Genomic DNA, 26,006 nt, shown 5'->3' on the forward strand with positions numbered 1-26,006 from the left:
CCGAACCGTCAGAAGCCGACCCGATCTGGTGATCCGTCAGCGAGCTCATCAGTGTCTCCCTTGATCAGGGTGTCCACCTGATTCATGACACTCCCGCGCCATCCGCCCGGAGCGCAGGCGTGGCGGCGCGCGGCAGCGCCTACCCGCCGCCGCGGAGGCGGGTCGCCTCGGTGCGGTAGGCCTCCGCCGTGTCCGGGTCGCCGAGCTCCTCGTGGAAGGTGGTGAGGGTGTCGAGGACGCGGAGCTGGTCGGTGGTGGACTGGCGGGCGCGGGCACTGGTGAGGGCGTGCTGGTAGAGGGGCGCGGCCTCGGCGTGGCGGCCGGCCCCGCGCAGGGCGGTGGCGAGTTCGTAGGCGGTGCGGGCGGACATGCGGTCGCGGCGCAGGGCGGTGGCGGTGGTGTGGGCCTCGGTCAGGAGGGCGATGGCGCGGTCGGGCCGGCCGAGGGCGACGGCGGCGCGGCCGAGGAGATAGGTCTGGAGCATGACGCCGTAGGGGTTGTCGATGGCGAGGTGCTCTTCGCGGGCGGCCTCGAAGTCGGGGACGGCGGCGGCCCAGTCGCCCTGGACGGAGGCGAGTTTGCCGCGGAACTCGACGGCGGAGGCGCGCAGTTTGCGCTCGTCGGGAGTGTCGCCGAGCAGCCGGGCCCGGGCGACGGCGATCCGCAGGTGCTCCGCCGCCTCCTGGTAGCGGCGCTGTTCCCAGAGGGGCCGGGCGAGTTGGCAGTGCATGCGGACGACCGCGAGCGGGTCGTCGGCGCGGTCGGCGGAGGCTGCGCCGCGGCCGAAGGCGTCGATGGCGTCGGCGTAGTGCTGGTGGTCGAGGAAGTGGGTCCAGAGGGGTTCGCAGAGGGCGACGGCGTCGGCGTCGAGGCCGTCCTCGTGGGCGATGCGGACGCAGCCGTAGAGGGCCAGGTGTTCGCCTTCGAGCCAGTGCATGGCCTGGTGCGGGTCGGCGAGCGGGATGTCGGGGACCTCGGCGAGTGCGGGTTCCTCGGCTGCGGGGCGGGCGACGGTGAGGCGCGGGCCGGCGGCGAGGAGGTCGGCACGGGCGGCCTGGCGCCGGTACCAGCGGACCAGGCGGCGCCGGACGGCGGCGGTGTCCTCCGGGGCTCCCGCGGCCCGCCGCAGGGCGTGGCCGCGCAGCAGGTCGTGCTGGTGGAGGCCGTCGGGCCGGGGGTGGAGGAGGCCGGCCTGTTCGAGTTCGTCGAGGGCGTCCTCGGCGGGGGCCGGGCCGGTGCCGAGGAGGGCGGCGGCGGCCTGGACGGTGATGACGGGGCCGGGGTGGTGGGGCAGCAGCCGGTAGAGCCGGGCGGCGCCGGGGGTGAGGCTCGCGTAGGCGGCGTCCCAGACGGCTTCGACCATGGAGACGCCCTCCCGGTGGAGTTCGGCGGTCAGTTCGTCGATGAGGCGGCGAAGTTCGCGGTGGCGGTGTTTGCGGACCCAGCGGCCGGCGACCTGGAGCGCGGCGGGCAGACCGGCGCAGCGGCGGGCGAGTTCGGCGGTGGCGTCCGGGTCGGCGGCGAGCCGGGGGTCGGCGACGGTGGCGTGGAGCAGGCCGGTGGCGTCCTCACCGGTGAGCGGACCGAGGGGGAGTTCGACGGACCGGGTGCCGTCGAGGTCGTGGAGCCGGCCGTGGCTGGTGACGATGACGACGGCGGAGGCCGAGGCGGGGAGCAGGGGCAGGACTTCGGCGCCGCTGCGGGCGTTGTCGAGGACGAGGACGAGGTGCTTGTCCTGGGTGGCGGCCCAGTAGTGGCGGCGGCGGTCGGCGTACCCGGGTGGCAGCGGGACGGCCGGGGCGAGGTCGTGGGCGAGCTTACCCAGGGCGTCGGCGACCTCGACGGCGCCCTCGCGGCGCAGGTCGTCGAGGTCGAGGTGGAGGATGCCGTCGGGGCAGCGACCCCGGCCGCGCAGTTCGCGGGCGAGCTGGAAGCCGAGGGCGGTCTTGCCGATGCCGCCCATGCCGCTGAGGGCCACGAGGAGGGGGCCGCCGGTCTCGGCGCCGTCCGCGGCGGCGGCGAGGACCTGGGCCTGTTCGCCGGTGCGGTCGGCGAAGTGGCCCAGGCCGGGCGGCAGCTGCCAGGGGACGGCGGGCGGCGCTGCGGGGTGCACGTGCAACTGCCCGATGGTGTGCGCCTGCACGATGGCACCGGCGTGCACCTGCCCGTCCACCCTGTTCGTGTTCTCCTTGGCCACCCGTCAACTCTAAGGCGTGTCCGGCAGCCACGCCCTTGTCTGTCGGGCGCGCCGGGCGGCTTGACCGTTTTGGGGTTGACCACCCCTCCCGAACAGGTCTATACCAGTGACAGCCTTCGGCAACTACCCCCGGCCGACGGCCCGTTCCGGTCTGCGCGCCACCCCCACCTCCGGCGTGAGCAGTCCCCTCCCCCACTGCCGTCAAGCCTGGAAAGGCCTTCGATGGAACGCGCTCTTCCCCCACGCCCCGTCACCGCCACCACCGCCCCGAACCCGCCGGGGCGCCGCCGCCCGCGCCGGGCCGCCGTCGCCGTGGCCGGGGTGCTCGGCCTGGTCGCCGGGGGTGTCGCCGCGCTGGCGGGCACCGGCTCCGCGGCCGCCGACACCACGACCGGCCTCGGCAGCAACTGGTACGCCTCGGCGCCGTACCTGATGCCCGAGGACAACAGCCCGCCGGACGCCGCGGCGGTGATGGACGCCACCGGGCAGAAGGCCTTCCAGCTGGCGTTCATCCTGGCCCAGGGCAACAGCTGTTCGCCCTCCTGGGGCGGCACCTCCTCGATCGACACCGACACCACCATGCCCGGCGTCATCCAGACCATCCGCGGCAAGGGCGGGGACGTCTCGGTGTCGGTCGGCGGGTACGGCGGCACCAAGCTCGGCCAGGTCTGCGGCACGCCGGAGGCGACCGCCGCCGGGTACCAGAAGGTGATCACCAAGTACCAGCTGAAGGCGGTCGACTTCGACCTGGAGGAGCCGGAGTACGAGAACACCGCGGCGATCCACAACGAGATCGGCGCCGCCCGGATCCTCCAGCAGAACAACCCCGGGCTGTACGTCTCGATCACCACCGCCGGGACGAACGCGGGCACCGGCTGGTTCGGCACGCAGATGCTGAACGAGGCCAAGTCGCAGGGCTTCACGCCGAACAACTTCTCGATCATGCCGTTCGACGGCGGGTTCAACGGCGCGGCCGCACAGACCGACGCGCTGGTGAAGTTCAACCAGATCCTGCAGACCACCTTCGGCTGGTCCGAGGCCACCGCCTACGCCCACGAGGGCGTGTCGATGATGAACGGCCGCACCGACGCCGCCGAGTACTTCCGGCAGGCGGACTTCCAGAGCGTGCTGGACTTCGCCACCGCGCACAACCTGGCCCGGTACACCTACTGGTCGGTCAACCGGGACCGGCAGTGCCCGGGCCCGGTGGACCCGGGGCTGTCCGGCTCCTGCTCCAGCGTGGCGCAGAACGACTGGGACTTCACCAAGTACACGGTGAAGTTCGCCGGGGCGACCCCGCCCACCACCCCGCCCACCACGCCTCCGACCACCCCGCCCACCACCCCGCCGACGACTCCCCCGACCAGCCCGGGGGCCTGCACCGACCCGGCGTGGAGCGCGAGCACCACGTACACCAACGGGAGCAAGGTCTCCTACGGCGGCCACAAGTACCACGCCAAGTGGTGGACGCTGAACGAGGTGCCGAGCGCCAGCGGCCAGTGGGGCGTCTGGGGCGACGACGGCCCCTGCTGACGGTCCCGTGGACCGGACCGCGCGGGGCCCGGGACATCGCGCCCCGGGCCCCGCGCGGTGAGCTGTTCGCCCTGCCGGGCCGACGCCGCGCGACGCCCCGCGGGCACCCGACGCCCCCGCAGCCGACTCGGCGAGGGCCTCGCGTCCGGGTTCGCCGAGCGGTCAGGCCAGGCCGAGCCCGGCGTCGGGCGTCCGGCCCTGCTGTGCCTGCTCGATCCGCTTGACCAGCATCACCGCGAACCGCCGGGCCGCGGCCACGTCGGCCGGCCCGCCCTCGGTGGTCACACTGGCCACCACGGTGCCCGAGCGCAGCACGATGCCGATGCCGTCGCTGCCGGCCAACGGGCCCTGGAAGGCCTGGCTCTCGCTGCCCAGCACCGGGGTGTCGACCTGCTGGAACGGCCCGCTGGTGTACGACGCGTACGTCTCCTTGAGCCGGTTCTTCGCGGCGTCGCGGTTCGGCAGGGTCTCGACGATGAAGCGGGTGACCAGGTCTCCCGAGGAGAACCGGACCGACCCGCTGAGCGGCTTGCCGGTGCACGGTGCGGACGCGGTGCAGGTGGTGGCGTGGTCGGCGGTGTCGACCTTACGCTTCTCCTCCTCCCACCCCGCCATCGCCTTCGCGTCCGGCAGCACCTGGCCGACCAGCTTGTCGTCCAGCAGCACCGCCTCCAGGTCCGCCCCGGGCGTGGCCGCACCGGCCGGCGGCGGCACGGGCGCCCCGCTGCCGGCGCCCCCGCCGGCAGCCGGCGCCGAGGGCTGCGCCGAGGCCGCCCCCGTCCCGGCGGCGGGCGCGGACGCGCCGACCGCCGGCGCACCGGCCGTCCCCGCCGCCGGCCCCGCCGACCCCGCCATCGCCGAACTCGCCGCCCCTGCCCCGCTCTTGACGGCTTCCGACCCCCCGGACGAGTGCCCGGACGAGCCCCCCGAGGAACACCCGGCCAGCACCCCCGTCAGCACCCCGACCGCCACTACGGCCGCCACCCGCCGACCAGCCATCCCCATCGCCCGCTCCCTCCGGATGTCCGTGACCCCTCAAGATAGCCGCCGCCCCCACGCCGCCCGCGCCCGGGTGCGCGCTCGACCAGGCACGGAGCGGACGGCGGGGCGAACGGCAGGGCGGAGAGCAGACGGCGGCGGGGCGGCGACCGCACTGGTCGCCGCCCCGCCGCCGGACAGTCCCTGGCCGAGGATCAGACCGCCGGGGCCGGGTACGTCGGGAACTCGACGCCCGAGACGTACTGGACGACCCGGATGACCTGGCAGGAGTAGCCGAACTCGTTGTCGTACCACAGGTAGAGGATCGCGTTGTCGCCCTCGACCTTGGTGGCGCCGGCGTCGACGATCGAGGCGTGGCGCGAGCCGATGAAGTCGCTGGAGACCGCGTCGGGCGAGTCGATGAAGTCGATCTGGCGCTTCAGCGGCGAGGTCAGCGAGACGTCGCGCAGGTAGTCCAGGACCTCCTCGCGGTTGGTCTCGCGGGCCAGCTGCAGGTTGAGGATGGCGATCGAGACGTCCGGCACGGGGACGCGGATCGAGCTGCCGGTGATCTTCGCCTTGAGGTCCGGGAGGGCCTTGGCGACGGCCGAAGCGGCGCCGGTCTCGGTGATCACCATGTTGAGCGGTGCCGAGCGGCCGCGACGGTCGGCCTTGTGGTAGTTGTCCAGCAGGTTCTGGTCGTTGGTGAACGAGTGGACGGTCTCCACGTGCCCGCGCAGCACGCCGTACTCGTCCTCCATCGCCTTGAGCGGCGGGACGATGGCGTTGGTGGTGCAGGAGGCGCAGGACAGGATCTGCTCGTCGGGCTTGATCATGTCGTGGTTGACGCCGTGGACGATGTTCGGGACGTCGCCCTTGCCCGGCGCGGTCAGCACGACCTTGGCGATACCGGGGCGCAGGTGCTTGGACAGGCCCTCGCGGTCGCGCCAGCGGCCGGTGTTGTCGATCAGGATGGCGTCCTTGATCCCGTACTCCGTGTAGTCGACCTTGGTCGGGTCGTCGGAGTAGATCACGGTGATCTCGTTGCCGTTGGCGATGATCTTGTTGTTCGCCTCGTCGACGGTGATCGTGCCCTGGAACTGGCCGTGGATGGAGTCGCGGCGCAGCAGCGAGGCGCGCTTCACCAGGTCGTCGCCGCCGCCGTCGCGCACGACGATGGCCTTCAGGCGCAGGCCGTTGCCGGAGGCCTTCTCGATCAGCAGGCGGGCGACCAGGCGGCCGATCCGGCCGAAGCCGTAGAGGACGACGTCACGGGCGTCACGGCGCTCCAGCTTGTTCTCGCCGGTGGCACCGGAGACGGCCTGGGCGGTGAACTCCTCGACCGACAGGCCGCGGTCGTCGGCCCGGTAGGTCGCGGCCAGCATGCCGATGTCGATCTGGGAGGGGCCGAGGTCCAGGGTGGTCAGCGCACTCAGGAAGGGCATCGTCTCGGTGACCGAGAGCTCCTCGCCGGCTATCTGGCGGGCGAAGCGGTGCGTCTTCAGAATGCTGACCACCGACTTGTTCACCAGGGACCGGCTGTGCAGCAGGACGGTGACGTCCCGCTCGCGGTGCAGTCGCCCGATGATCGGGATCATCGACTCCGCGATCTCCTCGCGGTTCTTCCAGTCCGTGAACACGTCGTCGTTGACAGTCACAAGTCCATCTTTCGAGCTGAGGGTGTTGCGCACATGGTAGCTTCGCCCGCCCCCGCCCCTACGGCCAGGTCCCACCCCGCCCGACCACCCCCACCCCCCGGACCTGCACCTTCATCCCCGCCACCTCCCGCACCGGGCCCGGGAGCGTGATCACCGCCACCCCGCCGGCCCGGTCCCGGGAGGACGGCGGAGCCGAGGATTTGCCGGGGTGTCGGGGCGGTGGGGTAATGGAGGCGACGGGTGCTTGACCGGATGACCGACGATCCCGGGAGCAGCTATGACGGACGGTCCCGAGCCCATCAGCGCCGAGGCCCTGCGGGCGTTGCAGGGGGAGTTGGCGCAGTTGCGGGCCGAGCGGGAGAGGGTGCTGGGGACGCTGCGCGGGGAGGAACCGGTGGGTGACCGGGCCGACGCCGCGGACGAGCTGCAGCGGGCCGACCAGGTCGCGCGGCTGGACCTGCGGATCGCCGAGGTCGAGGGGCGGATCCGCGAGGGGGCGGTCGCCGGAGCGCCGTCCACGGAGGTGGTGGGGGTGGGTTCCACCGTCGCCGTGCGGTTCGCGGACGGGGTGGAGGAGACCGTGGAGATCTCGGAGATCGCCGAGGAGAGCGAGCTGACCCTGGTGACCGCCGACAGCCCGCTCGGGCGGGCGCTGCTGGGGCGCCACGCCGGGGAGACGGTCGGGTACGAGACGCCCGGCGGCCCGGCGAGCGCGGTCGTCGTCTCGGTCGGCAACGGCGGTGCCCGGACGGCGTAGCGGCGGCGGCCGCCCACATCCTCACCGGCCTCACCCTGGGCGCGCCTGAAGTCGTCCACGACCGCCCGCGCGCACACCCGCTGGCCGGCCCTCTCGCCGGCCGCGATGTTCTCGGTCCGCCTGGTCGGGCTGGTGCCCGGCCCGCTGCTGGCCGGTCCTGCTGCTGGCCGCCGGCCACCGGCTTCGCGACCGGGCTGGTCTTCCCGGCCGTCCCGGCCGCGCACAGCCGCCGCCACCTGCCGCACGGGGGGGTCGTGCGAGGGGCGAGGATTCACCCGTAAGGTCCGCATCGCCGCAACAGCACGACCGACACGACCGAGGAGCCAGCCGATGGGCCGAGTGACCGTACCCCGCAGGGTGCTGCGGCTGCGGGGCGGCGTGCCCTCGCACCGCCCCGACACCCTGGCCGCCGAGGAGCCGATGGAGATCCGGGTCGGCGGGCGCCCGCTGACGGTGACCATGCGCACCCCCGGCGGGGACTTCGACCTCGCGGCCGGGTTCCTGGTGAGCGAGGGCGTGCTGCACCGTGCCGACGAGGTGGCCGGGATCCGGTACTGCGCCGGCGCCACGGCCGACGGCGGCAACACCTACAACGTGGTGGACGTCGCGCTCGCCCCCGGGGTGGCCGCCCCCGACGCCTCGCTGGAGCGCAACTTCTACACCACCTCCTCCTGCGGCCTCTGCGGCAAGGCGAGCCTGGACGCGGTACGCACCACCGCGGCCTGGACCGTCGCCGAGGACCGGCTGCGCGTCTCCCCGCACCTGCTGTCCGCCCTGCCCGACCGGCTGCGCGCGGCCCAGAAGGTCTTCGACAGCACCGGCGGCCTGCACGCGGCCGGCCTGTTCGACGCGGACGGCCGGCTGCTCTGCCTGCGCGAGGACGTCGGCCGCCACAACGCCGTGGACAAGGTCGTCGGCCACGCGCTGCGAGAGGGCCTGCTGCCGCTGCGCGAGACGGTGCTGATGGTGAGCGGCCGGGCCTCCTTCGAGCTGGTCCAGAAGGCCGTGATGGCGGGGATCCCGCTGCTGGCGGCGGTCTCCGCGCCGTCCTCGCTGGCCGTGGACCTCGCCGAGGAGAGCGGGCTGACCCTGGTCGGCTTCCTGCGCGGCGACTCGATGAACGTCTACACCGGCGCCGACCGGATCGACACCGCCGACCAGCCGGGCGACACCGACCGCGCGCCCGGCCCGGCTCGCACGGTGTGATCGGCGGGCGTAGCGTCGGGTCCGGGCGCCGGGTGTCCGCCGACCATCGAGCCCCATCCGAGCGACGGAAGGCGAGCGCCGTGAACTCCCCCGACCACCGTGCGCCGAACGAGCCCGGGCAGGACGACCGCGCGCCGGACCGGACCGAGCCGGCCGTGGGCCCCGCCCCCACCGCGCCGCCGCAGTTCGCGCCGTACCACCACCCGGCCGCCGGCTGGGGCGCCGCGAAGAGCGTGACCCGGTTCCTGGTGCGCGAGGGCGCGTACGTGGACGGGCCGCGGGCGATCATGCGGATGAACCACGAGAACGACGGCTTCGACTGCCCCGGGTGCGCCTGGCCGGACGACACCAAGGGCCTGCACCTGGACATCTGCGAGAACGGCATCAAGCACGTCACCTGGGAGATGACCCGCAAGCGGGTCGGCCGCGAGTTCTTCGCCACCCACTCGGTGACCGAGCTGTCCGAGTGGAGCGACTTCGCGCTGGAGGACCAGGGCCGCCTCACCGAGCCGATGGTGTACGACGCCGCCTCGGACCACTACGTCCCGATCCGTTGGCGGGACGCCTTCGACCTGGTCGGCCGCACCCTGCGCGACCTGGACGACCCGAACCGGGCCGCCTTCTACACCTCCGGCCGGCTCGGCAACGAGGCGACGTTCCTCTACCAGCTGATGGCCCGCGAACTGGGCACCAACAACCTGCCGGACTGCTCCAACATGTGCCACGAGGCCAGCGGACGCGCCCTGCAGGCCTCGCTGGGCACCGAGAAGGGCACCGTCGACCTCAAGGACTGGGAGGTCACCGACGCGCTGTTCATCATGGGCGTCAACGTGGCCTCCAACGCCCCCCGGATGCTCACCGCGCTCTCCGCGGCGTACCGCCGCGGCGCGCAGATCGTGCACATCAACCCGCTGGTCGAGGCGGCCGCCACCCGCACCATCGTCCCGCACGACTTCGTGGACATGGCGCTGTTCAAGTCCACCAGGACCAGCACGCTGAACCTGCAGCCGCGCATCGGCGGCGACATGGCACTGCTGCGCGGCATGGCGAAGGCGATCCTGGAACAGTCCACGACCGACGAGAAGGCGCTGGACCAGCTGTTCATCGGCCGGCACACCACCGGGTTCGAGGCCTACCGCGCCCTGTGCGAGGCCACGCCGTGGGAGGAGATCGAGCGGCAGAGCGGCCTCGACCGGGCCCAGGTCCTCAAGGCCGCGCGGGTCTACCGCGACGCCGACCGTTCGATCTTCAGCTGGTGCCTGGGCGTCACCCAGCACGAGCACGGCGTGGACACCGTGCGGGAGATCGTCAACCTCCTGCTGCTGCGCGGCAACCTGGGCCGCGAGGGGGCCGGGCCGTCGCCGGTGCGCGGGCACAGCAACGTGCAGGGCAACCGCACCTGCGGCATCGACCACCGCCCCTCCCCGGAGTTCCTGGACCGCCTCGCCGAGGTCTGCGCGATCGACCCGCCGCGCGCGCACGGCCTGGACACCGTGAACGCCATCGAGGCGATGCGGCGCGGCGAGGTGAAGGTCTTCGTCGGCATGGGCGGCAACTTCGCGCTCGCCGCGCCCGACACGCCCGCCACCTACGAGGCTTTGCGCGGCTGCGAGTTGACCGTCCAGGTGAGCACCAAGCTGAACCGCAGCCACCTGGTGCACGGCCGCCGGGCGCTGATCCTGCCCTGTCTGGGCCGCACCGAGAAGGACCACCAGCGCGGCGGGCTGCAGAGCACCTCGGTCGAGGACTCGATGAGCATGGTGCACCTGTCCGTCGGCATGAAGTGCCCGGCCTCGCCGCACCTGCTCTCCGAGCCCGCCATCGTCGCCGGGATGGCGCGCGCGGCACTGCCGGACAGCGAGACGCCGTGGGAGTGGTACATCGAGGACTACGACCGCATCCGCGACACCATGTCCCAGGCCCTGGACGGCTTCGAGGACTTCAACCGCCGGGTGCGGCTGCCGCTCGGGTTCCGGATCAAGCAGCCGGCCCGCGAGCTGGTCTTCCTCACCCCCTCCGGGCAGGCCGAGTTCTCCGCCGCCCCGCTGCCCGACGTCGTCCCCGCCCCGGGCACCCTGGCGCTGGGCACCATGCGCTCCCACGACCAGTGGAACACCACCATCTACTCCGACAACGACCGCTACCGGGGCGTGAAGAACCTGCGCACGCTGGTCTTCCTGAACCCGGACGACATGCGCGAGCGCGGCATCGCCGAGTTCGACCCGGTCGACATCACCAGCACCGCGAAGGACGGCAGCACCCGCACCCTGAACGGCTACCTGGCGATCCCGTACGAGATCCCGCGCGGCTGCGCGGCCGGTTACATGCCCGAGATGAACGTGCTGTGCGCGCTCGGCGACTACAGCACCCAGAGCGACCAGCCGATCATGAAGCACCTCAAGGTCACCGTCACCGCGTCCGCCTGAAACGGCTCCCCGGCGCTCACTCGGGCTGCGGCGTCCAGCGGTGCAGGCCCTTGCGGTCGTAGTAGCGGGTCATCGCGAAGCCGAAGGCCAGCGCGAGCACCACGGCGATCGCGATCATGGTCCAGGCCCTGGCCAGACCCGCGTCCGCCCGGGCGTCGAAGAACAGGATCGCCCGGATGCCGTCGCTGAGCTGGCGCATCGGCTCGAACAGGCCGAGGAAGCGGTAGAACCCGGGCACCGCCTGGAGCGGGATGGTCGCCCCCGAGGAGGGCAGTGCCAGCGCGATGAAGACGAACATGGACACCAGCTGCCCGATCCCGCCGAGCGCCGCGTTGATCGCCTGCACCCCGAGGCCGACGGCGAGGCTGGCGCAGTAGGCGAACACCCAGAGCAGGACCTGGTGCGGGGCGTCCATGCCGAGGACGGCGACCGAGCAGATCATCACCAGGGTGGTGGTGAGCAGCATGATCCCCGCCGTCATGACCATCTTCAGCAGCAGGGTCTGGGTGCGGGTGATCGGGACGGTCGGGCGCCGGGTGTGCCAGGGGCCGATCTCGCTGTCGCTGTAGCCGAGCGCGGTGTCGACGCCGTTGTGGATGATGTTGCCGCCGACGAAGCCGGTCAGCACGGCCAGCAGGGTGTAGTAGAAGGCGCTCAGGCCGAGCCCGCTGTGGGTGCCGATCGGGTGGCCGACCCGGGTGGTGACGGCGATCGGGTCGGCCAGCAGCAGCCGTGCGGTGGCGGTGGCGGTGGCGCCCGTTCCGGTGCCCGGGCGGCTCGCCGGCGGCGCGGCCGCGGTCAGCTCCTTGCCGATCGTCAGGGAGGCCTGGTGGGCGGCGGACTGGGTGATCTGGGAGGCCAGCGAGGAGCCGAGGCTGCCGAGGCCGGGGTTGGTCAGCACCGTCAGGGTGGGCCGTTCGGTCGCCCGGCCGGTGGTCAGCGCCGCCACGTCGGCGGTGAACCCCGGCGGGACGAGCAGCGCGCCGTAGACCTTCCCGGAGGAGAGCTGGTCCATGGCCTCGGCCTGGCCGACCTGCCGCCAGTCGACGGTGCCGCCGGGCGTCTGGGCGACGACCTCCCGGCTCAGCCGCGCGCCCAGGCTCTCCGACCGGCCCGACGGGGGCGGGCCCTGATCCTCGTTCACCAGGGCGATCGGGAGCCGGTGCAGATGCCCGGTCGGGTTCAGGATGCCACCCATATAGAGCAGCGAGAGCACCACGGCCACCAGGCCGCACAGGATGCCGGGAACGAGCCACAGTTTCGCGCGACGGGCGAGCACGAGGGCCCGCGCCTGCCGGGGACCGCCCTGGGAGCCTGCGGAGGCCATGCCACCCCTCGGATTCGGGCGCAACCTGGTGCTGCTGCCGATGCGGTGGGAAGTCGTTCCGTGGCGGCCGGACGGCCAAACCCGCGTCACCCGATCCGCCGCGCCGCGCCCCCGCCCGGGGCGCCGGGGCGCCGGGCACCGGAGGCCGGCCCGGCACCGCCGTGCGCGCCGGCTTCTTCCGCGACCTGCTCGCCCACCACTACACCGGCGAACAGGTCGACCGGCAGCTGGAGACCGCCACCGACTGGGGCCGCCACGCCGGGCTGTTCGGCTACGACGCCGCCCTCCGTGAGTACCGGCTCGACGAGGAGTCGGCCTGAAGTCCGTCAGGCCCGGCCGGTGGCCGGGCGGCGGCGGGCGGTGCGGACGGCGCGGGCGAACGGCCGCTCCGCCCTCGAACCCGGTGCTATCCGGCCGGGCGCGGGCGCCGATAGCGGGCCGATGGCCGGGGGTGCCAGGCTTCAGCCATCCTTTCAGCCGCTGCCGACCGGCCGCCGTCCAGGAGTTGGAGTCCGTACGAGATGACCGAGCACACCGCGTTCCGTACCACCGTCAACGGATCGTACGAGCACAACCCCTGGGGCTGAACGCCGACCGCCGTGGTCGGTGGGGCGACCACGGCGGCGGTGGAGGGTGGGGGCCGGTGGTCGTCAGCCCGCGGAGAGGGCAGCCCGGACCGCGGCGCCGGCCTGCCGGGTGCTGAGGGTACCGCCGAGGTCCGGGGTGCACGCACCGTCGCCGACGGCCGTGCCGACGGCCAGCTGGACCGCCTTCGCCTCGGCGGGCCAGCCCAGGCGCTCCAGCATGAGCGCGGAGCTGAGGATGGCGCCGAAGGGGTTGCCGATGCCCTGGCCGGCGATGTCGGGCGCGCTGCCGTGCACCGGCTCGTAGAGGCCGAACCCGGTGACCGGGTTGATGTTGGCGGAGGCCGCGTTGCCCAGGCCGCCGGCCAGCATCGCCGCCAGGTCGCTGAGGATGTCGCCGTAGGAGTTGTTGGTGACGATGACGTCGAACTGCGACGGGTCGGAGATCAGCTTCATCGCGGCGGCGTCGACGTAGAGGTGGGTGGAGCTGATGCCGGGGTGCTTCGCGGCGTTCTCCTGGAAGACCCGCTGCCACACCTGCCCGCCGTGCCGGACGGCGTTGGACTTGTCGACCATGCAGACGCCGCGCTCGGCGATCGAGTACGCGTACTCCATCACCCGTGAGACGCCCATGTAGGTGCTGACGTCCGCGTCGATGGCCATCTCGTGCACGGTGTTGCCGCGCAGCACACCGCCGATGTCGGTGTAGAGGCCCTCGGTGTTCTCGCGGACGATCACGGCGTCGATACCGCGGGTCCGCTCGTCGCGCAGCGGGCTCAGCCGCTCCTGCAGCAGCGTGGCGGGGCGGTGGTTGACGAAGAGGTCGAGGTCGAAGCGCAGGCGCAGCAGGACGCCGCGGCCGTAGTCCGAGGTCTTCACCCGGGGGTCGCCGATGGCGCCGAAGAGCACCGAGTCGCTCGCCTTGATCCGCTCGAAGTCCTCGTCGGACAGGGATACCCCGGTCCGCAGGTAGGTGTCGGCGTTGACGTGGTCGAGCACGTCGACCGTGAGGTCCAGGCCCAGCGATTCGATGGTCTGCAGGGCCTCCTGGGTCACCTCGGGGCCGATGCCGTCACCGGGGATGACGGTCACTGTCTTGGTCATGGGTCTCACCGTTTCTGGGGTGGGGCCGGCCGGTTGTGGGTCGGGCCGGCCGGGCCGGCCGGGGGTCGGGCAGGGTCGCCGCCTCGGCCCGGCGCTCGGGGGCGCTCGGTTCGGCGCTCGGTTCGGCACCGAGCGCGCCGACGTCAGGAGGCCCGGCGCTGCTTCGCCGCGTCCGGGGAGGAGAAGGCGCCGCGGGTGATGCTGGTCATCCAGGCCGGGCGCCGCTGCTCGAAGTCGGCGATCGCGTCGGCCTTGCGCAGGGTGACGTCGATGTCGTCGAGGCCGTTGAGCAGCAGCCAGCGCGCGCGGTGGTCCGCCTCGAACTCCCAGGTCCCGCCGTCGGTGGTGACGGTCAGCTGCTCCAGGTCGACGGTGATCTCGAACTTCGGGTCGGCCTGGGCGCGTTCGGCGAGCCCGGCGACGACGGGTACCGGCAGGGCGACGGCCAGCAGGCCGTTCTTCAGCGCGTTGCGCAGGAAGATGTCGCCGAAGCTGGTGGCGATGACGGCCCGGAAGCCCCAGTCGCGCAGGGCCCACACGGCGTGCTCGCGGGAGCTGCCGGTGCCGAAGTTGTGGCCCGCCACCAGGACGCTCGCGTCCTGGTGCTCCGGCTGGTTCAGGACGAACCCGGGCTCCTTGCGCCAGTGCCCGAACAGGGTGTCGGCGTAGCCGGACTTGGTCAGCCGCTTGCAGAACTCGGCCGGGATGATCTGGTCGGTGTCGACGTCGTCCCGGGACAGTGCCACGGCCTGTCCGGTGTGCGTCGTGAGCGGCTCCCTCATGCCTCTTCCCCCTGGTGGTCGTTCCGGTCGTTCCGGTCGCTCTGGTCGGTCAATCGGGCCGGGCGGGTGCGCCCGGTGGGCGCGGTCACAGCTCGGTCGGCGCGGCCAGGCGGCCGACCACGGCGGTGGCCGCGGCGACGACCGGCGACACCAGGTGGGTGCGGGCGTGGGTGCCCTGCCGGCCCTCGTAGTTGCGGTTGGAGGTGGACGCGACCCGCTGGATGCCCTGGAGGCGGTCGGCGTTGATGCCCATGCACATCGAGCAGCCGGAGAGCCGCCACTGCGCGCCGGCGTCGAGGAAGACCCGGTCCAGGCCCTCCTCCTCGGCCTGGGCCCGGACGGCCATCGACCCGGGGACGACGAGCATGGTGATCGTGTCGGCCACCTTGCGGCCGCGCAGCACGTCGGCCGCGGCCCGCAGGTCCTCGATCCGGCCGTTGGTGCAGGAGCCGAGGAAGACCGTGTTGATCTCCACGTCGCGCAGCGCGACGTCCGGTTCGAGGCCCATGTACTCCAGGGCGCGGCGCGCGGCCTGCTGCTCGGCGGGGGTCTCGAAGGTCTCGGGCGCCGGCACCGCGCCGTCCAGCGGGACGGCCTGGCCGGGGTTGGTGCCCCAGGTGACGAACGGCTTGAGCCCGGTGACGTCCAGCTCGACCACCCGGTCGAAGGCGGCGCCCTCGTCGGTGCGCAGCGAACGCCAGTAGTCGACCGCCTCGTCCCAGTCGGCCTCGGCGGCCGGGTCCCAGCGCTCGCGCAGGTACGCCAGCGTGGTGTCGTCGGGGGCGATCAGGCCGGCCCGGGCGCCCGCCTCGATGGTCATGTTGCAGACCGTCATCCGCCCCTCCATGGAGAGGTTCTCGACGGCCTTGCCGCGGTACTCGATCGCGTACCCGTTGGCCCCGTTGGCGCCGATGTGCGCGATGAGCGCGAGGATCAGGTCCTTCGGGGTGACGTCGGCCGGCGGCTCGCCGACGAACTCGACGGACATCGTCCGGGGGCGCTGGAGCGCCAGCGTCTGGGTGGCGAGCACGTGCTCGACGTCGCTGGTGCCGACGCCGAAGGCCAGCGCCCCGAAGGCGCCGTGCGTCGAGGTGTGGCTGTCGCCGCACACCACCGTCATGCCGGGGCGGACGAAGCCCAGTTCGGGCGCCACGACGTGCACGATGCCCTGCCGGTCGTCGCCGAGCGAGAACAGCTCGATGCCCTGGTCCGCGCAGTTCTCGCGCAGCCGCTCCAGTTGCGCGCTGCCCATCGCGTCCTTGACCAGCAGCGTGTTGGTGGGCACGTTGTGGTCTTCGAGGGCGAGGGCGAGGTCGGGCCGGCGGACCCGGCGGCCGGCCAGCTGGAGGCCGTCGAAGGCCTGCGGGGAACTCGCCTCGTGGATCAGGTGCAGGTCGATGTAGAGCAGGTCGGGCTCGCCCGGTGCCTGGTCGACGATGTGGCTCTCCCAGACCTTCTCGATCAGGTTGCGCTCGGTGGTGCTCATCAGCCGGCCACCGCCATCTCGGTGGTGCGGCTCAGGCGCTCGGCGATGATCTCGCGCAGCTCGCCCAGTTCGATGCAGGTGCCGTCGGCACGGCCGGCTATGTAGGTGTCGTAGATCTCGTCGAGCAGGTCCCGCTCGGCGCCGAGACCCATCTGGTCGAACAGGTTGCGGACCACGCTGCGCCCGGAGTGCCGGCCGATGAGAATTCCCCGTTCCCGGCCGAAGCTGCGCGGTTCGACGTATTCGTAGGTCACCGGATTGCGCAGCATTCCGGCCTGGTGGATTCCGGCCTGGGTGGCGAAGGCGTTCTCGCCGAAAATGGCCTTGTTGCGCGGTGTCGACATTCCGATGATCCGGGCCATCAGCTGGTAGGCCTCGTAGAACTTCTCGGTGCGCAGCCGGCTGGTCAGGCCCAGCTGCTCGCCCTTGTAGAGCAGCACCGCGGCCAGCTCCTCCAGCGGGGTGTTGCCCGCGCGCTCGCCGATGCCGGCGATGGTGGCCTGCACCTCGTCGGCGCCCGCCGCGACGCCGGCCAGGGCGTTGGCGAGGGAGAGGCCGAGGTCCTGGTGGCAGTGGGTGGAGAGGATGATGTCGTCCGGGATCCAGGAGCGGACCCGCGCGACCTGGGCGCCGAACTCGGCCGGGATCAGGCAGCCGGTGGTGTCGGCGAGCGCCACCGTGCGGGCGCCCTCGGCGAGGCCGGCCTCGATCATCGGGCGCAGCAGGTCGTCGCTGCCCCGGCTGGCGTCCTCGATGCCGAGCGTGATGTCGGTGAAGCCCAGCTCACGGGCGAACTTGATGCTGTCGACGATCTCGTGCAGGCCCTCGGCGCGGGTGAGGCCGCGCTTGTGCTCCAGGTGGACGTCGCTGCCGGTGGCCATGATCTGGACCTGGTGGCGCTCGACGCCGCCGGCCTCGGCGGCCAGCTCGATGTCGGAGCGGACCGCCCGGTTGAGGGTCGCCACCTTGGCGGTGGTGAGCGCTCCCGAGATCAGTCTGGTGGCCTCGAAGTCGCGCGGTGAGGAGCTCGGGAAGCCGGCCTCGATGGTGTCGACGCCGGTGGCCTCGATGGCGAGGGCCAGCTCCAGCTTCTGGTCGGGGTTCATCGCGTTGCCGGGGGCCTGTTCGCCGTCGCGCAGCGTCGAGTCGAATACGCGGAGCCGCCGTGCGGTGGGGACGGATTTCGAAGACATGGACTTTCCGCCTCTTTCGGGAACGCCGCCGGACGGCAACCGGACGGGAGGTCGCGGTGAGCGGCAGCGGATGATGGTGGCTGGCAGCGGTGACTTTACTGGGCGGGAATCACTGCCCGTCAAGACTTTTCGAACAAATAAGCATTCGATGGCGGCCCGATAGCGGCACCCCCAACAATAGGCTTGATGCGCCCTTTTCCCGATGCATCGTGTACTGAAGTAAGGAGTGATTTCCGTGGGAGATATCGCGGCCGAGGGACGCCCGCCGGCCCGGTTACCGCGCCCGGGGCGGGTGAGGTGATGGCGAGGGTCATCGTCGAAGCGCTGGACAGCGTCCACGGGCGCACCGCCGCCGGTCTCGACGCGAGACTGGAGTCGCTGGTCGACAACGAGTGGGTGCCCGTGGTCGAGCGGAGAACGGACGCGAGCGGCCGGATCGAGGAGTGGGGCGGTACGGACGGCGGGCGCGGCCTCTACCGGCTGGTGTTCGACGTCGACCGGTACTTCAGCGGGCTCGGCCTGTGCACCGTGCACCCCGAGGTGGCGGCCACCTTCCGGGTCGCCGACGGCGAGTCGGGACACCGGGTGAGCCTCACCCTGTCGCTGAACCACTACGCGGTGGCCTTCATCGCGGACTAGCCGCACCCTGAACAGCGCGCCCGCTCAGGACGCCCGCTAACCCGGATCGGCGGAATCCGGGGGCCCGGCGGCCAGGCGGGCGGTGCGCAGCAGGTCGAGCGTCCGGGCCTCCTCGGCGGGGGTCCGCATGAGGCGGAACACCAGTCGGGCCCGCCGCAGGTGCTCCACCGCCAGGTCGGCCTCCCCGGTGCCGAGCGCCAGTTCGCCGAGGGTGACCAGGATCCGGCCCATGATCAGGCGTTCGTTGGAGCCCTCCGCGAGGAGCAGGGCGCGGTGCAGGGCGTGGGCGGCCTCGCCGGTCTCGCCGAGCCGGTGCCGGGCCGAGCCGATGCCGTGCAGGGCGTAGATCTCGCCGGTGTGGTCGCCGATCAGCCGGACCACGTCCAGGGCCCGGGAGAAGGCCTCCAGGGCCTTGTCGTAGCCTCCGCGCTCCAGGTGGCTCTGGCCCATCCGGTGCAGGACCTGGGCCTCGACCCGACGGCCGCGGCCCTCCCGGCTCAGCCGCAGGGCCTCGTCGAGGAGCGCTCCGGCTCCGTCCTCGTCGCCCTCGCCCAGTTTGAGCTGGGCCAGGTTGTGCAGCACGTACGCGACGGCGACGGAGCCGCCGCTCGCGCGCAGGACGGTCAGGGCGGCCTGGTAGTGGCCGGTCGCCTCGTCGATCCGGCCGTCCACCCGGGCGAGGTAGCCGAGGCCGCGGGCGGTCAGGGCGGAGCCGAGGTCGTCGCCGAGGTCGGTGAAGATCCCGGCGGCCTGGCGGAAGCGCTCCTCGGCGGCGGCGAAGTTCTGCCGGGTCAGGGCGAGCGAGCCGAGCGAGTGCAGCGCGGCGGCCTGGCCGAGCCGGTCGCCGCCCTTGCGGGCGGCGGCGAGGGCGAGTTCGTGGGTGTCGCGCCAGTCGTCCAGCCGGCCGTGGGTCTCCAGGAAGGTCACCGCGGTGACGGCGAGTTCCCAGCAGTGCGCGGTGAGGCCCATCGTGGCCGCCTGTCTGACCCGGGGCACGAGCATCGGGCGCTCCCGGGCGAACCAGCTCAGCGGCTCGGCCAGCAGCCGGTCCACCGTCCGGGCGGGCAGCGGGTGCAGCGCGGTGCCGCGGCCACGGATCAGCACGTCGCGGCCGTACTCGCGCTGGCGCGCCTCGATCAGCAGGTGGAGGAAGCAGCCGAGCACCCGGGCCAGCGCGGCCTCGCGCTCCTCGACGCTCTCCTCCTCGGCGAGCCGCTCGCGCGCGAAGACCCGGATCAGGTTGTGCAGCCGGTACTGGGTGTGGCGTCCGGGCGCGGTGCCGACGGCGTCCAGGAGCTGGGCGTCGGAGAGTTCGTCGATCAGATCCTGGACCTGGTACTCGGGCAGGTCGAGCAGCGCCATGCCGACCCAGGCGGAGAACGGCCCCTCGTCGACGAGGGCGATCCGCCGCAGGAGCCGGCGCGCGTCCGGGCTGACGCTGTCGTAGGTGAGCGAGAGGCCGGCCCGGATGCCGACGTCGGCGTACTTGAGCTCGTCGAGCCGGCGGGTCTCGTCCTCCAGCCGTTCCACCAGCTCGGTGACCTCCCAGTGCGGCCGGGCGGCGAGCCGGGCGCCCGCGATGCGCAGCGCCAGCGGCAGGTGGTCGCAGAGTTCGGCCAGCGCCTTCGCCGCCTCCGGTTCGGCCGCCACGCGCTCGGGGCCGGCGATCCGGCCGAGCAGTTCCGCCGACTGCTCCGCGGCGAAGGTGGGGACGTCCACCCGGACGGCTCCGGCCAGGCTGCCGATGTGCCGTCTGCTGGTGACGATCACGGCCGAGGTCGGCTTGCCCGGCAGCAGCGGGGTGATCTGGCTCTCCGTGGCGGCGTTGTCGAGGACGATCAGCACCCGGCGTTCGGCGAGCAGGGCCCGGTACATCTCGGCCCGCTCCTCCAGGCCGTCGGGGATGGCGGTGCCGTTCACGCCGAGGGCGCGCAGGAAGCGTTCCAGGACCTGGGCCGGGCCGACCATGTCGGGGGCGCCGCCGTGCAGGTCGGCGAAGAGCTGCCCGCCGGGGAACTCGGCGGCGATCTGGTGGGCCGCGTGGACGGCGACGGCGGTCTTGCCGACCCCGGCCTTGCCGACCACGGAGACGATCGGGACGGCGAGCCGGGACTGCTCGTGCGAGGAGAGCAGGAGCCGTTCGCGCAGGCCGGCCAGGAGGTCCTCGCGGCCGGTGAAGTCGGCGAGGTCGGCGGGGAGCATCTCCGGGACGACGACGGGGGCGGCGACCGGAGCGGTGCCGGGCACGGCGGCGAGGGGCGCGGCCGCCGGGACGGCGGGGGCGGCTTCCGGGCGGGTGTCGGGGAGGTCGAGCCCGGGGTCGGTGGCGAGGATCGCGTGTTCGAGCCGCTGCAGCCGGGGGTCGGGTTCGACGCCCAGCTCGTCGATCATCCACTGGCGGGTGTCGCGGTAGACCCGGAGGGCCTCGGCCTGGCGCCCGGAACGGTAGAGCGCCAGCATGAGCTGGCCGCGCATCCGCTCCCGCAGCGGGAACTCCTCGACCAGACCGAGGAGTTCACCGACGAGCGCACTGTGCCCGCCGAGCGCGAGTTCGAGCTGGATGCACTCCTCGGTGGCGCCGGCCCACTGCTCGGTGAGCTGGCCGGCGGCGGACCGGATCACCTCGCTGGGCAGGCCGCCGAGGGCGTCGCCGCGCCGGAGCCCGAGCGCCTGGCGGAAGAGGCCGGCGGCCTCCGCCTTGCGCCCCTGGTCGCGCAGCGTCCGCGCCCGGCCGAGCAGGCCGCGGGCCTGCAACAGGTCGAGCTGGTCGTCCGCCGCCTTCACCATGTAGCCCTGCGGGTGGGTGGTGATGACGTCGGAGAGGCCGTGCGCGGCGAACAGGCGGCGCAGCGCGGAGACGCTGATCTGGAGCTGGGCCCGGGAGGTGGCCGGCGGGGCCTCCTCGTAGAGGGCGCGCACCAGGCGGTCGACGCTGACCACCCGGTTGACGTCGAGCAGCAGGGCGGCGAGCACCGTCTGCTGGCGGATCCCGCCGAGGTTCAGCGGTGTGCCGCCGACGAGCGCCTCCAACGGGCCGAGAATGCGGTACTCGACCCGGGGCGCGGGTGATTGACCGCCGTCGTGGCGAATACCGGAACCAGGTCGGTGCCCCACCGTTTCCACTCCCCCCAGAGGAACAGGCGCAGATCGCAAGGCACTCTAAGGACGGCCACGTCAACGGGGCAATGACTTTCAGTTCTCCGCAAAACACGCCGCCTGACGGACCCTTGTCGCCGCCCGTACTCCCGGGTAGCCGACGGGGGAACGGCCGGAAAAAGCCGGACGGCCGGATCGGCAGGTGCCGCCCGGCCGTCCGCCGCCCGGTCTCAGGCCTTCATCAGCTCCGCCACCCGGAAGGCGAGGTCGAGGGACTGACGGTGGTTCAGCCGCGGGTCGCAGGCCGTCTCGTAGCGCTGGTGCAGGTCCTCGGCGCGGACCCGGTCGCCGCCGCCGAGGCACTCCGTGACGTCGTCGCCGGTGAGTTCGACGTGGATACCGCCGGCGTGGGTGCCCAGCTCCCGGTGCACCTCGAAGAAGCCGGCGACCTCGTCCAGGATGTCGTCGAAGCGGCGGGTCTTGCGGCCGTCCTCGGTCTGCACGGTGTTGCCGTGCATCGGGTCGCAGATCCAGGCGACCCGCGCGCCCTCCGCCGTGACCTTCTCCACCAGCGGCGGCAGCAGCTCGCGCACCCGGCCCGCGCCCATCCGCACCACGAAGGTCAGCCGCCCGGGCCGGCGGTCGGGGTCGAGGCGGTCGACGTAGCCGAGGACCTCGTCCGCGGTCGTCCCGGGACCGAGCTTGACGGCGATCGGGTTGCCGATCCCGGCGAAGTAGGCGATGTGCGCGTCGTCCAGGCCCCTGGTCCGCTCGCCCACCCAGAGCAGGTGCCCGCTGGTGGCGTACTCCGCCCCGGTGCGCGGGTCGGTACGGGTGAGGGCCTGCTCGTAGTCCAGCAGCAGCCCCTCGTGGCTGGCGAAGAACTCGGCCTCCAGCAGCCCGGCCGGGTCGCAGCCGCAGGCCTGCAGGAAGCGCAGCGCGCGGTCCACGCCGTCGGCCAGCTCCTCGTAGCGGCGGCCCTCGGCGGAGTCCGCCAGGAAGCCCCGGTTCCACTGGTGGGCCTGGTAGAGGGAGGCGCTGCCGCCGGCCGCGAAGCCGCGGACCAGGTTGAGGGTGACCGCCGAGGCCTCGTACATCCGCCGCAGCCGCGCCGGGTCCGGGCGGCGGGCCCGCTCGGTGAAGTCCGGCCCGTTGACCGCGTCGCCCCGGTAGGACGGCAGGCTGAGGCCGTCCCGGGTCTCGTCCGGCTGGGAACGGGGCTTGGCGTACTGTCCGGCCAGCCGGCCGATCTTCACCACCGGGACGCCGCTCGCGTAGGTCAGCACCACCGCCATCTGCAGCAGGGTCCGCAGCTTGGCGGTGACCGCGTCGGCGGTGAGCCCCTCGAAGGTCTCGGCGCAGTCGCCGCCCTGCAGGACGAACGCCTCGCCGGCGGCGACGGCGGCCATCCGCTCGGTCAGCCGGTCGCACTCCTCGGCGAGGACCAGGGGCGGGGCGGCCGACAGGTCGGCGACCACCTCGCGCAGCGCCACCTGGTCCGGCCACTGCGGTTGCTGGGCCGCCGGGAGGGAACGCCAGGCGGCACGTGCTCCGGTCTGCGGAATTCGATTCATCACGGCCCTCGGATGGGAACGGAAATCGCTGGCCCGCTCATTGCAGCCCGGCCGCGGAAAGAAGGTCAAGCGTCCGCGAATTGGCCTGCTCCCGCACCGCGGAACTGGTCTGACCGCCTTCCCGGACGAACGGATTGACTGGGGGTCATACGTTCACCGGCCGTACCCAGCCGGCCTTTCACGATGAGGATTCCGATGCCAGACGCGCCATCGCACCCTCCGTTCGCCGTCCGGCTCGGCGTCGAGCCGCTGCCCGCGCACGACCCGCTGGAGCTGTACACCCGGCTGAGCGAGCGGCTCGGCGCGGAGCAGGTGTACCTGCTGGAGAGCCTGACCGAGTCCGGCCGGCAGGGCGGGCCGGCCGTGGTCGGCTGCGGCCCGCTCGCCGAGATCCGGCTGTACGGCTCGTACCTGGAGATCGACGGGTCGGCGGAGATCGCCGCGGCGCTGCGGGCGACCGCCGAGGCGGCGGGTCTGTCCCCCGCCGCGGACGCCCCCGGGCGGCTGGAGGCCCCCGGTTCGGCCGGGATCTGGGAGTTCCTGCGGCGCGCACAGGGCCTGTTCGGCCTGGAGCCGGGCCTGCCCGGCGACCGCTTCCACTTCGGCTTCCTGGCCCGGTTCGGCTACGACGCGGCCTGGCACATGGAGGACCTGCCCGCCAGGGCGCTGCCGCCGGCCCGCCCGGACGCGGTGCTGACGCTGTTCCGCGACAGCGTGCACTACGACACCGCGGGCACGCCGGTGCTGCGGACCGCCGACAGCCCGGCCTTCGGCGAAGCGGGCCGCCACGACGTCGCGGGCGCGGCCCGGGAGGCGGCCGGGCAGGCGCCGCAGGCCGCGTGCCCGCCGGCCGGCCGCCCGCAGTCGGTGCACGACAGCGTGGACCGCGACACCTTCCACGGCTGGGTCCGGCGCTGCCTGGAGCACATCGGGGTCGGCGACATCTACCAGATCCAGGTCGGCCACCGGATCGACGTCCGCACCGCGCTGACGCCGGTCGAGGTCTACCGGCGGCTGCGCTCGCGCAACCCCTCCCCGCACATGTACCTGCTCCCGAACGGAGACGGCAGCCTGATCGGCGCCAGCCCCGAGCTGCTGTTCCGGATCGAGGACGGCCGGATCGTGATGCGCCCGATCGCCGGCACCACCCGCCGGGACCACGACGAGGAGGAGAACGAGCGGCGGATCAAGGCCCTGCTGGCGAGCACCAAGGAGCAGGCCGAGCACGTGATGCTGGTCGACCTCTCGCGCAACGACATCAGCCGGGTCTGCCGCCCGCACACCCTGACCGAGGACGAGCTGATGGTCGTGGAGACCTTCTCGCACGTCTTCCACCTGGTGTCGACGGTCAGCGCCGAACTGGAGGAGGACGCCGACGTCTGGCGGTCGCTGTGCGCGACCTTCCCGGCCGGCACCATGACCGGCGCGCCGAAGCTGCGCGCCATGGAGATCATCCACGAGATCGAACGGGAGCCGCGCGGAGCCTACGCGGGCGCCGTCGGCCTGATCGACGTCGGCGGCTGGAGCGAACTGGCTCTGTGCATCCGCACCATCGCGCACGACGGCGCGGTGTACTCCGTGCAGAGTTCCGCGGGCATCGTGGCCGACTCGACCCCCGAGGGCGAGTGGAACGAGACGTTGGCGAAGCTGGGCGCCGCCTACTGGGCGCTGACGGGTGAGGAGTTGACAGCGTGAAGGTTCTGCTGGTGGACGCGCGGGACAGCTTCGTCCACATCATCGACCAGTACCTGCGGGCGCTCGGCGCGGACACCGAGGTGGTCCGCTCGCACACCCGCACCCCGGAGCAGCTGGCCGCGTCCGCACCGGACGCGATCGTGCTCGGCCCCGGCCCCGGACACCCGGCGGCCTCCGGCCACGTCGAACTGGTCCACCACTTCGCCGGGAAGGTCCCGCTGCTCGGCGTCTGCCTGGGGCACCAGGCGATCGGCCTGGCGTTCGGCGGCCGGGTCCAGGTCGCCGACCGGCTGATGCACGGGCGCACCAGCACGGTGACGCACGACGGGCGCGGCCTGTTCGCGGGCCTCGGCAACAGCCTGACCGCGACCCGGTACCACTCGCTGATCGTCAGCCGGCCCCTGCCCGAGGAGCTGGAGCTGACCGCGACCGCCGACGACGACGGCTACGTCATGGGGATGCGGCACCGCAGCCTGCCGGTCGAGTCGGTGCAGTTCCACCCCGAGAGCATCACCACCACCGGCGGCATGCAGCTGCTGGAGAACTTCCTCGCGGTCGGCGCCGGGCGCTGACGGATACCCGGACACATCGGAATCGACGAGCGGAATGGGTGCCCCGTGACTGGGAATTGTGAAACGCGAACCTGGCCGCAGCTGCTCGCGGCGCTGATCGCCGGTACGGATCTGAGTGCCGCCGACACCGCCTGGGCGATGGACGAGGTGATGCGCGGCGAGGCGGCCCCGGCGCAGTTGGCCGGCTTCCTGGTGGCGCTGCGGGCCAAGGGCGAGACCGCCGAGGAGGTCACCGGCCTGGTCCGGGCCGCGCGCGAGCACACGGTGCGGGTCGACGTGCCCGGGCCGGCGCTGGACATCGTCGGCACCGGCGGGGACGGCGCGCGAACCGTCAACGTCTCCACCATGGCGGCGATCGTGGCGGCCGCCGCCGGGGCCCGGGTGGTGAAGCACGGGAACCGCTCGGCCTCCTCCGCCTCCGGCTCGGCCGACGTACTGGAGCGGCTCGGCATCGCGCTGGAACTCTCCGCCGAGGAGGTCTCCCGGTCGGTGCGCGAGGTCGGGATCGGCTTCTGCTTCGCCCCGGCGTTCCACCCGGCGTTTCGCCACGCGGCCGTCGCCCGCAAGGAGTTGGGCGTACCGACGGTGTTCAACGCGCTGGGCCCGATGACCAACCCGGCGTCGCCCACGGCCATGGCGGTCGGCGTCGCCGACCCCCGGCTCGGCCCGCTGATCGCCGCCGTGTTCGCCCGCGAGGACGTGGACGCGCTGGTCTTCCGGGGCGACGACGGCCTCGACGAGCTGTCCGTCGCGACCACCTCGACCATCTGGTCGGCGACCGGCGGCCGGGTCGTACGGGAGCGGCTCGACCCGCGCGAGCTGGGCATCGCGGCGGCGGCGCCGGACGCGCTGCGCGGCGGCGACGCGGCCCACAACGCGGGCGTGGTCCATGCCGTCCTGGACGGCGAGCAGGGCCCCGTCCGGGACGCCGTCCTGCTCTCCGCGGCGGCCGGCCTGGCGGCGCTCGCGCCCTCGGACCTGCCGGTCGTCGAACGGCTGGCGGCCGCGCTGCCCCGGGCCGCCGAGGCGGTCGACTCGGGCGCCGCGGCGGCCCTGCTGAAGCGCTGGGCCGAGAGCGGGCGGCCGCACGCGGGGCCGTCCGTCTAGGGCCGGTTCGGCGTGGCACCGCGGCGGCGGGCCAGGACGGCGCCGGGCCGCGCGGACCTCCTCGGGGGGAGGCCCGCGCGGCCCGTTGCGTT

19 protein-coding genes are annotated in these 26,006 nt (G+C 73.1%); 9 read left to right on the plus strand and 10 right to left on the minus strand.

Annotated features, from left to right (window positions below; genetic code table 11):
• Window positions 1-139 precede the first annotated feature (139 nt).
• Window positions 140-2,197 carry a tetratricopeptide repeat protein gene (locus tag P3T27_RS31460; protein ID WP_280684646.1) on the minus strand — a complete coding sequence of 686 codons (2,058 nt, stop codon included), beginning with the start codon at window positions 2,195-2,197 and terminating at the stop codon, window positions 140-142.
• A 222-nt stretch (window positions 2,198-2,419) separates the two neighbouring features.
• On the opposite strand from P3T27_RS31460, the gene P3T27_RS31465 reads away from it, so the two are divergent.
• Window positions 2,420-3,730, plus strand: a complete 1,311-nt coding sequence (locus P3T27_RS31465; protein WP_280684647.1) for a carbohydrate-binding protein — start codon at window positions 2,420-2,422, stop codon at window positions 3,728-3,730.
• A 162-nt stretch (window positions 3,731-3,892) separates the two neighbouring features.
• On the opposite strand, the gene P3T27_RS31470 is transcribed toward P3T27_RS31465, so the two are convergent.
• Complete coding sequence (locus P3T27_RS31470) at window positions 3,893-4,585, minus strand: hypothetical protein (RefSeq protein WP_280684648.1); 693 nt, start codon at window positions 4,583-4,585, stop codon at window positions 3,893-3,895.
• Between the two features lie 338 nt (window positions 4,586-4,923).
• On the minus strand, window positions 4,924-6,366 hold the full coding sequence (locus P3T27_RS31475; RefSeq protein WP_280684649.1) for a glyceraldehyde-3-phosphate dehydrogenase: 1,443 nt from the start codon (window positions 6,364-6,366) through the stop codon (window positions 4,924-4,926).
• Window positions 6,367-6,643: 277 nt separating this feature from the next.
• On the opposite strand from P3T27_RS31475, the gene P3T27_RS31480 reads away from it, so the two are divergent.
• The 3 genes from P3T27_RS31480 (at window position 6,644) to P3T27_RS31490 (ending at window position 10,755) form a co-directional block, all read left to right on the plus strand.
• A complete protein-coding gene (locus tag P3T27_RS31480; RefSeq protein WP_280684650.1) occupies window positions 6,644-7,123 on the plus strand; it encodes a GreA/GreB family elongation factor in 480 nt (159 codons plus the stop codon).
• Window positions 7,124-7,453: 330 nt separating this feature from the next.
• Window positions 7,454-8,329, plus strand: coding sequence for a formate dehydrogenase accessory sulfurtransferase FdhD (gene fdhD, locus P3T27_RS31485; RefSeq protein WP_280684651.1), 876 nt, complete (start codon window positions 7,454-7,456; stop codon window positions 8,327-8,329).
• 155 nt (window positions 8,330-8,484) lie between these two features.
• On the plus strand, window positions 8,485-10,755 hold the full coding sequence (locus P3T27_RS31490) for an FdhF/YdeP family oxidoreductase (RefSeq protein ID WP_280684698.1): 2,271 nt from the start codon (window positions 8,485-8,487) through the stop codon (window positions 10,753-10,755).
• 16 nt (window positions 10,756-10,771) lie between these two features.
• On the opposite strand, the gene P3T27_RS31495 is transcribed toward P3T27_RS31490, so the two are convergent.
• Window positions 10,772-12,082 carry a DUF3533 domain-containing protein gene (locus P3T27_RS31495; protein WP_280684652.1) on the minus strand — a complete coding sequence of 437 codons (1,311 nt, stop codon included), beginning with the start codon at window positions 12,080-12,082 and terminating at the stop codon, window positions 10,772-10,774.
• A gap of 161 nt (window positions 12,083-12,243) precedes the next feature.
• Between P3T27_RS31495 and P3T27_RS31500 the strand changes: the two genes are divergently transcribed.
• Window positions 12,244-12,402: an AAA-associated domain-containing protein gene (locus tag P3T27_RS31500; RefSeq protein WP_280684653.1), complete on the plus strand. Its 159-nt coding sequence runs from the start codon at window positions 12,244-12,246 to the stop codon at window positions 12,400-12,402.
• A gap of 330 nt (window positions 12,403-12,732) precedes the next feature.
• Here the strand turns inward: P3T27_RS31500 and P3T27_RS31505 are convergent, their stop codons facing one another.
• The 4 genes from P3T27_RS31505 to P3T27_RS31520 form a co-directional block, all read right to left on the minus strand.
• A complete protein-coding gene (locus tag P3T27_RS31505; protein WP_280684654.1) occupies window positions 12,733-13,770 on the minus strand; it encodes an isocitrate/isopropylmalate family dehydrogenase in 1,038 nt (345 codons plus the stop codon).
• Between the two features lie 143 nt (window positions 13,771-13,913).
• On the minus strand, window positions 13,914-14,552 hold the full coding sequence (gene leuD / locus P3T27_RS31510) for a 3-isopropylmalate dehydratase small subunit (protein ID WP_280684655.1): 639 nt from the start codon (window positions 14,550-14,552) through the stop codon (window positions 13,914-13,916).
• 85 nt (window positions 14,553-14,637) lie between these two features.
• A complete protein-coding gene (leuC, locus tag P3T27_RS31515) occupies window positions 14,638-16,038 on the minus strand; it encodes a 3-isopropylmalate dehydratase large subunit (RefSeq protein WP_280684656.1) in 1,401 nt (466 codons plus the stop codon).
• Window positions 16,038-17,231: a pyruvate carboxyltransferase gene (locus tag P3T27_RS31520; protein WP_280684657.1), complete on the minus strand. Its 1,194-nt coding sequence runs from the start codon at window positions 17,229-17,231 to the stop codon at window positions 16,038-16,040. The genes leuC and P3T27_RS31520 overlap by 1 nt, the downstream gene beginning before the upstream one ends.
• 300 nt (window positions 17,232-17,531) lie before the next feature.
• Between P3T27_RS31520 and P3T27_RS31525 the strand changes: the two genes are divergently transcribed.
• Complete coding sequence (locus P3T27_RS31525) at window positions 17,532-17,870, plus strand: hydroxyisourate hydrolase (RefSeq protein ID WP_280684658.1); 339 nt, start codon at window positions 17,532-17,534, stop codon at window positions 17,868-17,870.
• A gap of 36 nt (window positions 17,871-17,906) precedes the next feature.
• On the opposite strand, the gene P3T27_RS31530 is transcribed toward P3T27_RS31525, so the two are convergent.
• A complete protein-coding gene (locus P3T27_RS31530) occupies window positions 17,907-20,900 on the minus strand; it encodes a BTAD domain-containing putative transcriptional regulator (protein WP_280684659.1) in 2,994 nt (997 codons plus the stop codon).
• A 296-nt stretch (window positions 20,901-21,196) separates the two neighbouring features.
• On the minus strand, window positions 21,197-22,540 hold the full coding sequence (locus P3T27_RS31535) for a 3-deoxy-7-phosphoheptulonate synthase class II (RefSeq protein ID WP_280684699.1): 1,344 nt from the start codon (window positions 22,538-22,540) through the stop codon (window positions 21,197-21,199).
• A 195-nt stretch (window positions 22,541-22,735) separates the two neighbouring features.
• Here P3T27_RS31535 and P3T27_RS31540 point away from each other — a divergent pair, with 195 nt between their 5' ends.
• From P3T27_RS31540 to trpD, 3 genes are read left to right on the plus strand one after another with little or no spacing between them, the layout of a single operon-like run.
• A complete protein-coding gene (locus P3T27_RS31540) occupies window positions 22,736-24,235 on the plus strand; it encodes an anthranilate synthase component I family protein (RefSeq protein WP_280684660.1) in 1,500 nt (499 codons plus the stop codon).
• Window positions 24,232-24,807, plus strand: a complete 576-nt coding sequence (locus P3T27_RS31545) for an aminodeoxychorismate/anthranilate synthase component II (RefSeq protein ID WP_280684661.1) — start codon at window positions 24,232-24,234, stop codon at window positions 24,805-24,807. Before P3T27_RS31540 ends, P3T27_RS31545 begins: the two co-directional genes overlap by 4 nt.
• Before the next feature lie 45 nt (window positions 24,808-24,852).
• Entirely contained in the window at window positions 24,853-25,914 is a 1,062-nt protein-coding gene (gene trpD, locus P3T27_RS31550) for an anthranilate phosphoribosyltransferase (RefSeq protein ID WP_280684662.1), read from the plus strand.
• Window positions 25,915-26,006: the final 92 nt, after the last annotated feature.

This window comes from Kitasatospora sp. MAA19, assembly GCF_029894125.1.
GTDB lineage: Bacteria > Actinomycetota > Actinomycetes > Streptomycetales > Streptomycetaceae > Kitasatospora.

Coding starts and splice junctions, on each gene's coding strand:
- P3T27_RS31465 (WP_280684647.1), top strand. CDS start 2,420: ATGGAACGCGCTCTTCCCCCACGCCCCGTCACCGCCACCACCGCCCCG.
- P3T27_RS31470 (WP_280684648.1), bottom strand. CDS start 4,585: ATGGCGGGGTCGGCGGGGCCGGCGGCGGGGACGGCCGGTGCGCCGGCG.
- P3T27_RS31480 (WP_280684650.1), top strand. CDS start 6,644: ATGACGGACGGTCCCGAGCCCATCAGCGCCGAGGCCCTGCGGGCGTTG.
- fdhD (WP_280684651.1), top strand. CDS start 7,454: ATGGGCCGAGTGACCGTACCCCGCAGGGTGCTGCGGCTGCGGGGCGGC.
- P3T27_RS31495 (WP_280684652.1), bottom strand. CDS start 12,082: ATGGCCTCCGCAGGCTCCCAGGGCGGTCCCCGGCAGGCGCGGGCCCTC.
- P3T27_RS31505 (WP_280684654.1), bottom strand. CDS start 13,770: ATGACCAAGACAGTGACCGTCATCCCCGGTGACGGCATCGGCCCCGAG.
- leuD (WP_280684655.1), bottom strand. CDS start 14,552: ATGAGGGAGCCGCTCACGACGCACACCGGACAGGCCGTGGCACTGTCC.
- leuC (WP_280684656.1), bottom strand. CDS start 16,038: ATGAGCACCACCGAGCGCAACCTGATCGAGAAGGTCTGGGAGAGCCAC.
- P3T27_RS31520 (WP_280684657.1), bottom strand. CDS start 17,231: ATGTCTTCGAAATCCGTCCCCACCGCACGGCGGCTCCGCGTATTCGAC.
- P3T27_RS31525 (WP_280684658.1), top strand. CDS start 17,532: ATGGCGAGGGTCATCGTCGAAGCGCTGGACAGCGTCCACGGGCGCACC.
- P3T27_RS31535 (WP_280684699.1), bottom strand. CDS start 22,540: ATGAATCGAATTCCGCAGACCGGAGCACGTGCCGCCTGGCGTTCCCTC.
- P3T27_RS31540 (WP_280684660.1), top strand. CDS start 22,736: ATGCCAGACGCGCCATCGCACCCTCCGTTCGCCGTCCGGCTCGGCGTC.